12 protein-coding genes and 1 riboswitch are annotated in these 13,348 nt (G+C 71.7%); of the genes, 6 read left to right on the top strand and 6 right to left on the bottom strand.

Translation table 11 applies throughout. The features are described from left to right. Positions 1-5: 5 nt before the first annotated feature. The 6 genes from PVE36_RS15225 to PVE36_RS15200 form a co-directional block, all read right to left on the bottom strand. Positions 6-1,592 (bottom strand): NAD(P)/FAD-dependent oxidoreductase, encoded by a 1,587-nt coding sequence (locus PVE36_RS15225; protein ID WP_277453517.1) that lies wholly within the window; start codon positions 1,590-1,592, stop codon positions 6-8. Positions 1,593-1,612: 20 nt separating this feature from the next. Next, entirely contained in the window at positions 1,613-2,059 is a 447-nt protein-coding gene (locus PVE36_RS15220) for an SRPBCC family protein (RefSeq protein ID WP_277453516.1), read from the bottom strand. A gap of 80 nt (positions 2,060-2,139) precedes the next feature. Then, positions 2,140-2,757 (bottom strand): class I SAM-dependent methyltransferase, encoded by a 618-nt coding sequence (locus tag PVE36_RS15215; RefSeq protein WP_277453515.1) that lies wholly within the window; start codon positions 2,755-2,757, stop codon positions 2,140-2,142. 146 nt (positions 2,758-2,903) lie between these two features. Further along, complete coding sequence (locus tag PVE36_RS15210) at positions 2,904-3,731, bottom strand: NlpC/P60 family protein (RefSeq protein WP_277453514.1); 828 nt, start codon at positions 3,729-3,731, stop codon at positions 2,904-2,906. A gap of 192 nt (positions 3,732-3,923) precedes the next feature. Continuing rightward, complete coding sequence (locus PVE36_RS15205; protein WP_277453512.1) at positions 3,924-4,622, bottom strand: GTP pyrophosphokinase family protein; 699 nt, start codon at positions 4,620-4,622, stop codon at positions 3,924-3,926. A gap of 178 nt (positions 4,623-4,800) precedes the next feature. Continuing rightward, the gene (locus PVE36_RS15200; RefSeq protein WP_277453511.1) at positions 4,801-5,802 is read right to left on the bottom strand and encodes an NlpC/P60 family protein; all 1,002 of its coding nucleotides are present in this window, start codon (positions 5,800-5,802) and stop codon (positions 4,801-4,803) included. Next, a riboswitch (cyclic di-AMP (ydaO/yuaA leader) is annotated at positions 5,800-5,969 on the bottom strand. It overlaps the preceding gene by 3 nt. Before the next feature lie 229 nt (positions 5,970-6,198). On the opposite strand from PVE36_RS15200, the gene PVE36_RS16270 reads away from it, so the two are divergent. The 6 genes from PVE36_RS16270 (at position 6,199) to PVE36_RS15165 (ending at position 13,216) form a co-directional block, all read left to right on the top strand. Continuing rightward, on the top strand, positions 6,199-7,152 hold the full coding sequence (locus PVE36_RS16270; RefSeq protein WP_346780597.1) for a GNAT family N-acetyltransferase: 954 nt from the start codon (positions 6,199-6,201) through the stop codon (positions 7,150-7,152). Positions 7,153-7,213: 61 nt separating this feature from the next. After that, positions 7,214-8,566, top strand: a complete 1,353-nt coding sequence (locus PVE36_RS15185) for a TIGR00366 family protein (RefSeq protein ID WP_277453510.1) — start codon at positions 7,214-7,216, stop codon at positions 8,564-8,566. Between the two features lie 83 nt (positions 8,567-8,649). Then, a complete protein-coding gene (locus PVE36_RS15180) occupies positions 8,650-9,687 on the top strand; it encodes an NAD(P)-dependent alcohol dehydrogenase (protein WP_277453508.1) in 1,038 nt (345 codons plus the stop codon). Between the two features lie 106 nt (positions 9,688-9,793). Further along, the gene (locus PVE36_RS15175; protein ID WP_277453507.1) at positions 9,794-10,978 is read left to right on the top strand and encodes an endonuclease; all 1,185 of its coding nucleotides are present in this window, start codon (positions 9,794-9,796) and stop codon (positions 10,976-10,978) included. Positions 10,979-11,249: 271 nt separating this feature from the next. Next, positions 11,250-12,509, top strand: coding sequence for a glutaminase (locus PVE36_RS15170; RefSeq protein WP_277453506.1), 1,260 nt, complete (start codon positions 11,250-11,252; stop codon positions 12,507-12,509). Then, complete coding sequence (locus tag PVE36_RS15165; RefSeq protein ID WP_277455871.1) at positions 12,509-13,216, top strand: alpha/beta hydrolase; 708 nt, start codon at positions 12,509-12,511, stop codon at positions 13,214-13,216. The genes PVE36_RS15170 and PVE36_RS15165 overlap by 1 nt, the downstream gene beginning before the upstream one ends. Positions 13,217-13,348: the final 132 nt, after the last annotated feature.

Here is a 13,348-nt window from a genome sequence, read left to right as displayed (position 1 = left end):
CCCGGTCACCACGGGAGGATGCTGCGCACCCGTGCGTGTGCCAGCGCCGCCCGTGCCGCGTTCGCCCCCGCGGCGCCGTGGACCCCGCCGCCCGGGTGGGCCGAGGCCGACCCGAGGTAGAGGCCCGTGATCCCGGTCTCCGCCCTCCCGGCACCGGGCACCGGGCGGAAGACCAGCTGCTGGTGCAGCTGCGCGGTGCCGCCGTTGATCGCCCCGCCGACGAGGTTGGCGTCGTGGGCCTCGAGCTCGTGCGGCCCGAGGACGCGCCGGGCGGTGATCCGCGAGCCGAAGCCCGGCGCGAGGTGCTCGATCCGTGCCTGCATCCGGTCGGCGAAGCGCTCGCAGTCGTCGCGGCCCCAATCGCCCCGGATGCCGCCGTCTCCGGCGTCGGTACGCGTCACCTGCGGGACGTGGGTGTAGGCCCACATCGACTCGGTACCCGCCGGTGAGCGGGTGGGGTCGGAGGTGGTCATCTGCCCGGCGAGGAGGAAGGGGTCGGAGGGGATCGCTCCCGCCGAGACCTGGCCCAGGGACTCGGTCATCTGCTCGACGGAGTCGGTGACGTGCACCGTGCCCGGGGCGAAGGGGGGCTCGCCCCTCCACGGGACCGGTCCGTCGAGCGCCCAGTCCACCTTGACCGTGGCCGGGTCCCACGTGAAGCGCTCCATCCCCTTCGCCGTCCGGGCGGGGACGTCCCGTGCGTCGAGCAGGCTCCCGTAGAGCGCGGGGGCGCTGACGGTCGCGATGACCGCCCGCCCGGCCGTGATGACCTCCCCGTCCGCGGTGCGCACGCGGGCCGCGCGGCCGTCGACCACCTCGATCCCGGACACCCTTGTGCCGCAACGGATCTCGCCCCCGAGGGACTCGAGGCGCCGGGCGAGGGTCAGCGTGAGCTGGTGCGCGCCGCCCTCGGGGACCGGGTAGCCGACCGTCTGCCCGAGCATCGTCAGCATCAGCGCCATGAGCGAGGACCCGGGCGCGTTGAGCGGGATGTCGGCGTGCCCGGCGTTCCCCGCGAGCAGCAGTCGTGGTGAGCGCCCGCCGAAACGGTCCTGGACGAACTGCTGCACCGGGGTCAGCAGGTCCTTGAGGAAGCGCAGCCCGCCGACCGAGGGCAGCCGGGGAGCCCGCCCGCCGCCGCACGCACGGGGGAAGGGGGTGAGCAGCCCGTCCACGAGGTGGTCGCCGATGCGGTCCCACGTCTCCGACAACCGGAGCCACGCGTCACCGTCGCCGCGGTGCTGCGCCTCCATCGACGCCGCGGTGATCTCCCGGTCGCGGTGGAGGATCGCCCACTCGCCGTCGGGGGTGGGGTGACCGAGCACGGCCGGCGCGTGCCGCCACCGCAACCCGTGGTCCTCGAGGTGGAGCGAGGTGATCGCCGGGGACGCGGCAGCGAGCGGGTAGAAGGCGCTGCCCGTGTCGTGGACGAAGTCCGGGTGCACGTCGCGCGAACTGTGCACGGCGCCCCCCACCTCGGGTGCGGCCTCGAGGACGAGGACCGACCATCCCGCGTCCGCGAGGTGGTTGGCCGCGACGAGACCGTTGGGTCCGGCACCGATGACGACCGCGTCGGGGGCTGTGCTGGGCATGCCGCCATCCTCCTACGGGATCAGACCGATCGGTGGGCGCGGCCCTCGACGAGGAGGGCGAGCCGACGCAGGGTCTCGGTGTTGCGCCAGGCGATCCCCGGTTCCCTGACTGCCGCGGGCAGGAACCGACCGGGACCGTTGGTGGCGTCCTCGAGGATCGTCACCTCCGTCTGCCCGTCGGAGGGGGTGAGGGTGATGAGGACCTCCGCCTCGCCCATCGGCCACGCCCGGGCCTTCAGGCGCAGCGCCACCCCCTCCTCGGAGGCGAGCACCTCGGTGTTGTCGTCGATGAGGTGGGGCCAGACACCGACGGAGTGGTGGATGCGACTGCCCGCGGCGGGCCAGTCGGGCTCCACATCGCGCATCCGGGAGGCACCGACGACCCACAGCGGGAAGAGCCAGCCGTCGGCGAGCACCTTCCACACGTCGTCGGGTGAGGCGTTGATGATGGTCGTGTTCTCGGACATCGGCTGCTCCACTGGGTCGGGGTCGAAGGCCTACCCGGAGCGCGCCCGTCCATGCGGGACCCGGCGCGCTCGGGCGCTGCTCAGGGCCGACGGCCGACCGCGAGGAAGACGGGGTAGGTGGCGTCGTCGCGGGTGACCGAGGAGCAGTCCGAGACGGTGACGTCGGTGAACCCGGCCTGCTCCATCGATGCCCGCAGGCTGCTCCGGTCGAAGCCGTGGTGTCCGTCGAAGTCGTGATCGTGGAAGGAGCCGTCCTCCTTGTCCAGGTCGGCGATGCACACGTGACCGCCCGGGTCGAGCATCTCGAAGAAGGCCCCGAGCACGACGTCGAAGCTCTTCACGTGGTGCATGACCATCGAGGAGACCACCAGGTCGTAGCGGTCGGTCGGGACCGGGTGGCTCTCCAGATCGAGGTCCGAGACCCGGGTCGGCGAAGGGAGGATCCCCGCCTCGACCTTGTCGGCGAGCACCTGCCTCATGCCGGAGGAGTTGTCTGCCAGCGTGAGGGTCGGCTCGATGAGCTCGTCGAGCAGCGCGATGGTCACCAGTCCGGTGCCTGCGCCGTACTCCAGGACCCGGCTGCGCGGGGCGAGCGGGACGGCCGCGGCGATGCCGCGAGCGACCTCACCCGACTGCCGGGCCTTGTCCGGGTCCTCGTCCCAGGTGGCGGCCTTGTCGTCGAAGCTGTGGGTGCTCATGGCACCAGCCTGCCACTTGCCGCGCGACGCACGAGAGCCTCACTGCTGCCACCGGTGACGTGGACCGGACCTCGACGGGGTGGGCCGGCCCCGCGCACGACGAAGGGCCCCGACCGGTGCCGGTCGGGGCCCCTGCGCGGGATGGATCAGAAGCGACCGTAGGTCACGTCGTCCGTCCAGATGTCGCGCTTGGTGACGGTCGAGCCCTCCGTGCCGGAGTCGTACATCTTGCCGTCGCCGGCGTAGATGCCCACGTGGTAGGCGGGCGAGCCGAAGAAGACGAGGTCGCCCGGCTGCGGGTCGGACACCGGGGTCGCCGCGGCCTGCTGGTCGCCGGTCATGCGCGGGAGGTCGATCCCGTGCTGGGCGAAGACGTACTGGGTGAAGCCGGAGCAGTCGAAGCCGGACGGGTCCTCGCCGCCGTACACGTACGGGGTCCCGACGAGGCTCTCGGCCGTGGCCAGGAGCGAGGAGGACTCGGCGTCACCCTCGACGGAGGTGGCGCCGCCGCTCGTGGCGGTTGCATCCGAGTCGCCGGACGTGGAGCCCGTGGAGCCGGTGGAGCCGGTCGCACCGTCCAGGCCCATCGCGGAGCCGGTCCTCGGGCCGACGACGCCGTCGACGGCGAGGCCGTTGTCGCCCTGCCAGGCCTCGACGGCCTGCTCGGTCTCGGAACCGAAGACGCCGTCCTCGGTGGCGCCGACCTCCTGCTGGATCTCCTCGACGACGGCGCCCGTGTCGCCGACGCGCACGTAGCCGTCGAAGCCCGACGAGTCGCTCGACACCGTCGTGCTCGTCGGTGCCGGTGCGCTGCCGGTGGGGCCGCCCGCGTTGGCGGAGGCGCTCGTCGCGGTCATGGTGGTCGCGCCCAGGCTGAGGGCGGCTGCGGCGAGGACGCCGACTCCGGCGCGCTGGGTCGTGCTCGGGGCCGTGCGGACTGCGCGGTGGCGCCCGGCATAGAACGTGGTGGTCATGCGAGTCTCCTCACGCCTGCGGGACCACCGGCCTGCCGGGAGCCCGCTCCTGCCTGTGTCGAACAGGGGACCGCCGGGGTCGGCAGGACACGGCGGTCCCGACGGGGTTCCGCTGCATCTCGGAACCGCGGACCACCGTAAGCCATAAGGTCACGAAATGGTAACGACAGGCCCTCGTCGGGTGACTTCTCGTCAGCGGCGCTCGCGGTCGTGGACCCGGCCCTCGACCGGGCTGCCCTCGGCGTCACCGTGGACCGCTCGCAGCAGGTCGGCCATCTCCTCGTCCATGCGGGCCGCGGTCGCGGCCGCCTCGGTGATCCGCCGGCGCAGGCCGGAGGGGACGTCACCCTCGTACTTGTAGAAGATCTTGTGCTCCGTGCTCGCCCAGAAGTCCATCGCGACCGTCCGGAACTGCACCTCCACGGGGACCTGCACGGGTCCCGAGGACAGGAAGACGGGGATCTCGAGGATGAGGTGGAGGGAGCGGTAGCCGTTGGGCTTGGGCCGGGCGACGTAGTCCTTGACGGTGCGCACCGTGATGTCGGGCTGCGCGGTGAGCGAGTCGACCAGCCGGTAGAGGTCGGCGACGAAGGGGGAGACCACGCGGATGCCGGCGATGTCGGTGATGCCTGCGCGCAGGGCCTCGATCTCCAGCTCCACGCCCTGCCGGGCGGCCTTGGCGATGATGCTCTCCGGGCTCTTCAGGCGGCTTGAGATGTGCTCGATCGGGTTGTCCTGGTGCAGCTCGGTGAACTCCTCGCGCAGGATGTCCAGCCGGGTGGCCACCTGCTCCATGCCGAAGCGGTAGCCGAGCATCATCCGGGTGAAGTCCTCGCGGATCCGGGCGAAGTGCCGCAGGGACTCGTCGGACAGCTTGGGTGTCCCGCTCATGTCGTCTCCGCAGCGTCGGTGGGCATCGCTCACCAGCCTAGGCCGACGTCCGGGGGTCACGGTCGCTGGGCGACCTGCGCCCACGGAGCCCCCGTGCCCTCTCGTCCGGGGACTCATGGCTGCGGACGACGACGGGCCCCGACCGTGGTGGTCGGGGCCCGTCGTCGTCGGGGGTGGATCAGACGCGACCGTAGGTCACGTTCGAGGTCCAGATCGCGCGCTTGGAGACCGGCACGCGGGAGTTGCCGGAGTCGTACATCATGCCGTTCCCGGCGTAGATGCCCATGTGGTACGCGGGGGCCCCGAAGAAGACGAGGTCACCCGGCTGCGGCGAGGAGACGCGCGTGGCGGCCTGTCGCTGCTGCTCGGCCGTACGCGGCAGGGAGATGCCGTGCTTGGCGAAGACGTACTGGGTGAAGCCGGAGCAGTCGAAGCCGGAGGGGGTCGTGCCGCCGTAGCGGTACGGGGTGCCGACGAGGCTCGCCGCGGTGCCGAGGACCGAGCTGTTGCTGGAGATCGCGGTGCGGGTGGCCGTGCGCGAGGCGCGGGTGGGCGAGGAGGACGTCGACCCCTGCAGGCCCATGGCCGAGCCGGTGCGCGGGCCGACGACGCCGTCGACGGCCAGGCCGTTGTCGGCCTGGAAGCGCTTGACGGCCGAGAGCGTCGCGGGGCCGAAGACGCCGTCGACGCTGGTGCCGACGGCGCGCTGGACCTCGCGCACGAGCGAGCCGCGGTCGCCGTAGCGGACGACGCCGGTGAAGTTCGAGGTGCTGCTCGCGACGCGGGTCGAGGTGCTGGAGGTCGAGCCGCCCAGGCCCATCTCGGAGCCGGTGCGCGGGCCGACGACGCCGTCGACGGCCAGGCCGTTGTCGGCCTGGTAGTCCTTGACGGCGGCGAGCGTCGCGGGGCCGAAGATGCCGTCGACGCTGGTGCCGACGACGCGCTGGATCGCGCGCACCACGGAGCCGCGGTCGCCGTAGCCGACGATGTCGGAGAAGGTGCTCGGCGTGCTCTTGACCGACGGCGCGCTCACGGTGGCCGGCGCCGCGGAGGCGCTGCCGGTGGTGAGCAGGGCGGGGGCCGTGAGGCTGAGCGCTGCGGCGGCGGCGATGCTCAGGCCGGTCTTGCGGACGGTGGGCTGCTGCGGCGCGCGGTGGCGACCGGCATAGAACTGGGTCATCGTGCTCTCCTGCGCCTACGGGGTTAGCTGTCGGGTTGGGATGGAGACATCCCGTCCGTGGCCCGGGTGTCCGGGCCGGAGACTTCACCCCGAGGCCTGTCGGCCAGAGGTCCTGGGTCCCCCGTTCCTGCCACTTCCTGTTTGTGCAGTGCCGGTGTGGGTGGCAGGGCTCGGCGACCACACCGCGCCTCCGCTGGATGCGGTGGCGAAGTTGAGACTAGCCCATCAGGACACGAAATGGTCACGGTGGGGTCAAGAAATCTGAACGCCGCACTCAGGTAACGGTCAGGTTCGCTCCGGATGCGCTATGCCGGGGGACTCGGGCCGAGCGGCGGTGGGCGGAACGCCCGGATGCGGACGTGACCGACCGCCCCTCCGGCGGGCATCCTGAACGCCGTGCCCACCCCCTTCCTGCCGATCCGCACCGAGCGACTGATCCTGCGTCCTCATGCCGAGTCGGACCTCGACGCCCTGCTGGCCTACTACTCGATCCCAGACGTCGCGCGCTATCTCCTGACCCACCCGTGGTCGCGGGAGTCGGGTCGCGAGGACCTCGCCAAGCGCCTCGCGCGCACCGGTATCGAGACGCCGACGCGCGCCCTCGCCCTCGTCGTCGAGCACGAGGGCCGGGTCATCGGCGACGTCGCCCTGTGGGCCACCGACGAGACCGGGGCGAAGGGGGAGATCGGCTGGACCTTCCACCCGGACGTCGCGGGGCGCGGCTTCGCGACGGAGGCGGCGGCCGCGGTCCTCGAAGCCGGCTTCGCCCACTACGGGATGCACCGCATCAGCGCGCAGATGGACGCGCGCAACACTGCTTCGGCGGCCCTGTGCGAGCGCCTCGGGATGCGTCTGGAGACCCGGGGGCGGCAGGACTGGTGGAGCAAGGGGGAATGGACTGACTCCCTCGCCTACGCCGCCCTGGCGTCGGACCGCCCGCGCGACGTCGGTGACGCGATCGTCGTCAGCGCCGTCGTGCTCGAGGACGCGGACGGGCACGTGCTGACCGTCCGCAAGAAGGGGACGACCTCCTTCATGCACCCGGGCGGCAAGCCGGAGCCGGGCGAGGCGCCGGAGCGGTGTGCGGTGCGCGAGGTCGAGGAGGAGCTGGGGCTGGTGCTCGAGCCGGAGCTGCTCGACCTCGTCGCGGTGCACCGCACCGCGGCCGCCAACGAGGCGGGCCGCCCGCTCATCGCCAGCGTCTTCAGCCACCCGCACCTGACGGGGCGCTCCCGGCCGGAGGTGGTGCCGGCGGCCGAGATCGAGGAGGTGCGCTGGCTCGACCCCGCCGCCGACCTGCCCGCCGACGCCGCGCCCCTGCTGCGGCTGCTGGTCGCGCCCGGCCCCTGACGCAGGATCGCCTGTCCTAGCCTGTGGTGGTCCACGCCACACCAGACACAGGAGCCCCGTCATGCTCAAGGTCGTCTCCCGGCCGCTGGTCCGTCTCGCCGAGCGGTACCTGCCCACGGCCTTCGTCTTCGCGGTCGTCCTCACGGCCATCGTCGCGGTGGGGGCGCTGCTGGCCACCGACAGCGGCCCGACCGAGGTGGTCAGGGCGTGGGGTGACGGGCTGACCGGTCTGCTGGCCTTCATGACCCAGATGGCGCTGGTGCTGCTCCTGGGCTACATGCTCGCCAACACCGGGCCGGTGCGGCGGCTCCTCGAGCGCCTCGCCCGGGTGCCGCGCACCCCGGCGCAGGCATACGGCTTCGTCGCCCTCTGCGCCGCGGTGGCCTCGCTCTTCACCTGGGGACTGGGGCTCGTGGTGGCCGCCCTGCTGTCCATCGAGGTGGCCCGCGTCGGTCGTGACCGTGGCATCCGGCTGCACTACCCGCTGCTCGTCGCCGCCGGCTACTCCGGCTTCGTCGTCTGGCACATGGGCTACTCCGGCTCGGGCCCGCTGGCGGCCGCGACCCCCGGCAGCTTCGTCGAGGAGCAGATCGGGCGCACCATCCCCGTCAGCGAGACGATCTTCGCCTCGTGGAACATCATCGGTGCGGTGGCGACCGTGGTGGTCGTCGTCGGCGCGATGATGCTCATGGCCCCGAGCAGGGACGACCGCATCGTCGAGCTGCCGAAGGGGGCCTCGCTCGAGGACGCGCAGGGCAACGACCCCATCGAGACGACGGAGGGCTCGACCCCGGCCGACCGCATCGACACCTCCCGCGGCGTGACGCTCGTCATCGGCCTCTTCCTGCTGGCCTACCTCGTCGTCTACTTCGCCCAGGAGGGGATGGCGCTCACGCTGGACATCGTCAACTGGACCTTCCTCTGCCTCGTGCTGCTGCTCGTGCGCAACGCGCGAGAGCTCGGTCAGCTGGTCAGCAAGGCCGCCGCGAACGTCGGCGAGATCCTCGTGCAGTTCCCCCTCTACGCCGGGATCATGGGCATCATGACCGCCACCGGGCTGGTCACGATCCTCGCGGACTTCTTCGTCTCCATCTCCACCGACTCGACCCTCGGGCTGTGGGCCTTCCTCGCCGGTGGCATCGTCAACGTCTTCGTGCCCTCGGGTGGTGGCCAGTTCGCGATCCAGGCGCCGATCTTCCTCGACGCCGCCAAGCAGCTCGGTGTCGACCCGGCGATCGTCGTCATGGGCGTGTCCTACGGAGACCAGTGGACGAACATGATCCAGCCGTTCTGGGCGCTGCCGATGCTCGCGATCGCGCGGCTGCGCATCCGCGACGTCATGGGGTTCACCACCGTGACGCTCGTCATCACGGGTGTCGTCTTCGCGGCGACCCTGGTGCTCGCCTCGCTGTAGGTGGCGCCGACGCGGTTTGCCGATGACGCGGGTGAGGAGTTGACTGGGCGGGAACCCCCTTCGTCCACGAGAGGAGCGCACCCGTGCGCACCGTGAAGGCCTGGGCGGCCCCCTCCGCCACCGAACCCCTGACCCCGACGACCATCGAGCGCCGTGACCTCGGCGAGCACGACGTCCTCATCGAGATCGCCTACGCCGGCATCTGCCACAGCGACATCCACACCGCCCGCAGCGAGTGGGGCGAGGTCCCCTACCCGCTCGTCGTCGGCCACGAGATCGCCGGCACCGTCGCCGAGGTCGGCTCCGCGGTGACCAGCCACGCCGTCGGGGACCGCGTCGGCGTCGGCTGCCTGGTCAACTCCTGCGGTGAGTGCGACGCCTGCAAGGCGGGCAACCAGCAGTACTGCCCGGAGCAGATCGGCACCTACGCCGCGACCGACCGCGACGGCACGATCACCCAGGGCGGGTACTCGACGCACGTCGTGGTCACCGAGGACTTCGTGCTGCGCATCCCCGACGGACTGGAGCTCGACGTCGCCGCGCCCCTGCTGTGCGCCGGCATCACCACCTGGTCGCCGCTGCGCCGCTGGCACGTCGGCGAGGGCACGAAGGTCGCCGTCGTCGGCCTCGGCGGGCTCGGCCACATGGGCGTGCAGCTCGCCGTCGCGCTCGGCGCCGAGGTGACCGTGCTGTCCCAGTCGCTGAAGAAGCAGGAGGACGGGCTGGCCTTCGGGGCCGTCGACTACCGCGCGACGAGTGACGAGGAGACCTTCACCGACCTGCGCGGGAAGTTCGACCTGATCCTCAACACGGTCAGCGCGAAGCTGCCGATGAAGAAGTACCTGTCGATGCTCGCCCCGGAGGGCACCGTGGTCAACGTCGGCGGCCCGGTCGAGCCCTTCGACGTGCCGGCCTTCTCGCTGATCATGGGCGGCAAGTCCCTCGCCGGGTCCAACATCGGCGGCATCCCCGAGACCCAGGAGATGCTCGACTTCTGCGCGGAGAAGGGCATCGGCGCCAAGATCGAGGTCATCCCCGCGGAGAAGGTCAACGAGGCCTGGGACCGCGTCGTCGCCTCCGACGTGCGCTACCGCTTCGTCATCGACGCCGCGACCATCTGAGGGTCATATCGGGACGGAGTCCTGACCCACCGTTCACCCGCGCGAAGGGGGTGGGCCGCCACGATGAGTGGTGGCCCACCCCCTTCGTCGTCCCCGAGGTCGCCCCATGACACCCCGTCGTCTCCGCCTGCTCGCCGCCACCGGTGCAGCCGTCCTGCTCACCGGCCCGGTCGCCGCGGCCGCTCCGACCTCGGCGGTCACCGCGCCGAGTGCCACGGCCTCTGCGGCAGTCGCCACGCCACTCACCGTCGCCGAGGCCCTGGTGCGGCAGGACGGGAGCACGCAGACGGTGCGTGGGTACGTCGTGGGTCAACCGGTCTCGAGCGAGCGGGTGGTCACGAGCGACTTCCCGAACGACTACGCGATCGCGATCGCGGCGAGCCCGGGCGAGACCGACACCTCGCGGATGCTCTACGTGCAGGTCCCCTCGACGCTGCGCTCGCAGTGGGGCCTGCAGACCAACCCCGACAACCTCGGCGAGCAGGTGGACGTCACCGGTGACCTGGAGTCCTACTTCGCCCACGGCGGGCTGAAGGACACCGGCTCGATCGAGCTCGTCGACGGCTCGGGCGACCCCGGTGACCCCGGCGACCCGGGCGACCCGGATCCGGGCGGCTACTACGACGGCACCGAGGGCCTGACCGGCGAGGCGCTGCGTGCCGAGCTCAACCGGATCATCAGCAACCAGACCGTCCTGAGCTACGACGACGTCTGGGAGGGCATCAAGGACGTCGACGAGAACCCGCAGAGCACGGGCGACGTCATCCTGCTGTACTCCGGCGAGTCCTCCCCGAAGTCCAACAACGGGGGCGGCGTCGACAACTGGAACCGCGAGCACGTGTGGCCCAAGAGCCACGGTGACCTCGGCACGACCATGGGGCCGGGGACGGACCTGCACCACCTGCGGCCCACCGACACGACCGTCAACTCCTCCCGCGGCAACCTCGACTTCGACGACGGCGGCGAGCCCCACGACGAGGCCACCGGCAGCTACCACGACTCGGACTCGTGGGAGCCGCGCGATGCGGTCAAGGGCGATGTCGCGCGGATGGTCTTCTACATGGCCGTCCGCTACGAGGGGGGCGACGGCTTCGCCGACCTCGAGGTCAACGACCAGGTCGACAACGGCTCCGTCCCCTACCTGGGCAAGCTCTCGACGCTCAAGCAGTGGAACGAGGTCGATCCGCCGAGCGCATTCGAGGAGCGTCGCAACGAGCGGATCTTCGCCAACTGGCAGGGCAACCGCAACCCCTTCGTCGACCACCCGGGGTGGGTCGAGTCGATCTTCTGATCGGGCTGCCGCTCGCCTGAGGCGGGAGCGGCCGATGTTACGCGCGGGTACGACCACCACTTGTCCCGGCGTTCACCGGGGAAGCCTTTGCTTTCCGGGGTTCGTGATTCGGTGCATCCCGCAAGTGCACGTCGTACCCGCGCGTAACTACGGGGCGCCGGGCGGTGGGCCCAGTGCCGTTGGCATACGGGAGGGCCCTCCGTCGCGCGGGAGGTCGTCGCCCGGGCAGTCATCGGGGACGAGACCGACGCGTCGTGACACGATCGGGCGCATGGAGAACCCGGTACCCGACTACCTCCAGGAGGTCGCGGCAGCATGCACCCCCAACCGCGGGGGTGCGCCCGCCTCCTACATCCCCGAGCTGGCATCGGTCGACCCTGATCGGTTCGGAGTCGCCCTGGCCACGCTCGACGGCACCGTCTACGCGGTCGGGGACAGCGACGTCGAGTTCACGATCCAGTCGATCTCCAAGGCCTTCGTCTACGGCCTGGCGATCCGGGAGCACGGGCTGGAGGCGGTGCTGGACACGATCGACGTCGAGCCCTCCGGCGACCCCTTCGACGAGCTCTCGCTCGAGCCGGGTACCGGCCGGCCGAGCAACCCGATGATCAACGCCGGAGCGATCACCGCGCACACGCTCATCGGCGACGGTGCCGACCCGGAGGAACGCTTCGAGCAGATCCGGGCGCACCTGTCCGCCCTCGCCGGCCGCGAGCTGACGGTCAACGAGAAGGTCTGGCGGTCCGAGCTCGCGACGAGCGACCGCAACCTCGCGATCATCCACATGCTGCGCAACCACGGCACCATCACCGAGCCGGCCGGGGAGGTCATCGAGTCCTACACCCGCCAGTGCGCCATCAACGTCACGACCCGCGACCTCGCCGCCATGGCCGCGACCCTCGCCAACGGCGGCGTCCAACCGGTCACCGGTGAGCGGATCTACGAGCCGCCCCTCGTGCGGCACGTGCTGTCGGTCATGCTCACCTGCGGCATGTACGACTCGGCCGGGGACTGGGCCTCCTCCGTCGGCATCCCCGCCAAGAGCGGGGTCGGCGGCGGCATCATCGGCACCCTGCCCGGTCAGGTCGGCATCGCCTCGTTCTCCCCGCGCCTGGACGGCCACGGCAACAGCGTGCGTGGCGTGGAGACCTTCGAGCGGCTCTCCCGCGACATGGGCCTGCACCTCATGGCCGTGGCCCCGCCGGCGCGGGCGGTCATGCACTCCTCACGGGTGGAGCGCGTGGGCGAGGACCTCGTGCGCATCTACGAGCTCGCCGGCACGATCGGCTTCTCCGGAGCGGAGCGGGTCGTCGAGCGGATCTCGGCGAACCCGCCGGACGAGCGCATCGTCGCCTTCGACCTCTCCCGGGTGCACTCCGTGCGCAATGTCGCCCGCCGGATGCTGCTGGAGTGCCTGCGTCGACTGCGGCTCGAGGGGCACGAGGTGCGCCTGCTCGACGAGGAGGGCGTGCTGCCCGACCCGGACCTCGGTGACGGGGCGCCGGTGGCCCCCCTTCGCTCGGAGGCGTGATGCTGCGGCGCCTGATCTACCCCGTCCCCTCCTACGACGGTGCGGAGCACGAGACGACGAAGGGCGGTACCCACCTGCTCCACCGGCCCGCCCCGAGCGGTGGTCGAACGGTCGTCTACATGCACGGCAACGGTTCCGACCTCGCCTCCGTCAGCCCGCTCGCCGGCCTCTTCGCCCACCACGGGCTCGGCTTCGCGGCGGTGGAGTACCCGGGCTACGGACCGGCCGCCGGGCAGCGGACCACCCAGCGGGCCATCCTGGCCGCGGCCGCCGACGGGCTGGCGCACCTGCGGGAGCAGGGGCTCACCTCCGCGCAGACCGTGCTGGTGGGGGAGTCGCTCGGCTCCTCCGTCGCGGCCCACCTCACCGCGGACGGCCACCTCACCGACGGCGAAGGTGGTGGCCGCCTCGTCCTCGTCTCCCCCTTCACGTCGATGACGGCGATGGTGCGTCGGGTGGTGCGGGTCTTCCCGCGCCTCCTCGTGCCGGACCGGTGGGAGACCGACGCGCTCGCCCCGCGGATCGGCGTGCCGACGCTGCTCGTGCACGGCGCGCAGGACTCGCTCGTGCCGCCGCAGATGAGCGCCGCGCTCGCCGCAGCCATCCCGGACGTGCACCGGGTCGTCGTCGACGGGCGGGACCACAACACGCTCTGGGAGGCGCCGAGCGACGCTCTCGCGGTCGTGGCGAACTTCGCAAGAGCCTAAGCAGTTGCGAAGGGAGGTGGCCGCTCGTCTGCACGAGCCTAAGCAGTTGCGAAGGGAGGTGGCCGCTGGTCTGCACGAGCCCAGGCAGTTGCGGTGTGGGGGAGCCGAAACCGGGTGTCGGCCCCCACACCG

Origin of the sequence: Janibacter sp. DB-40, from assembly GCF_029510815.1 — a bacterium.
Lineage (GTDB): Bacteria > Actinomycetota > Actinomycetes > Actinomycetales > Dermatophilaceae > Janibacter.
This window is presented reverse-complemented; position numbering and strand designations above follow the sequence as displayed.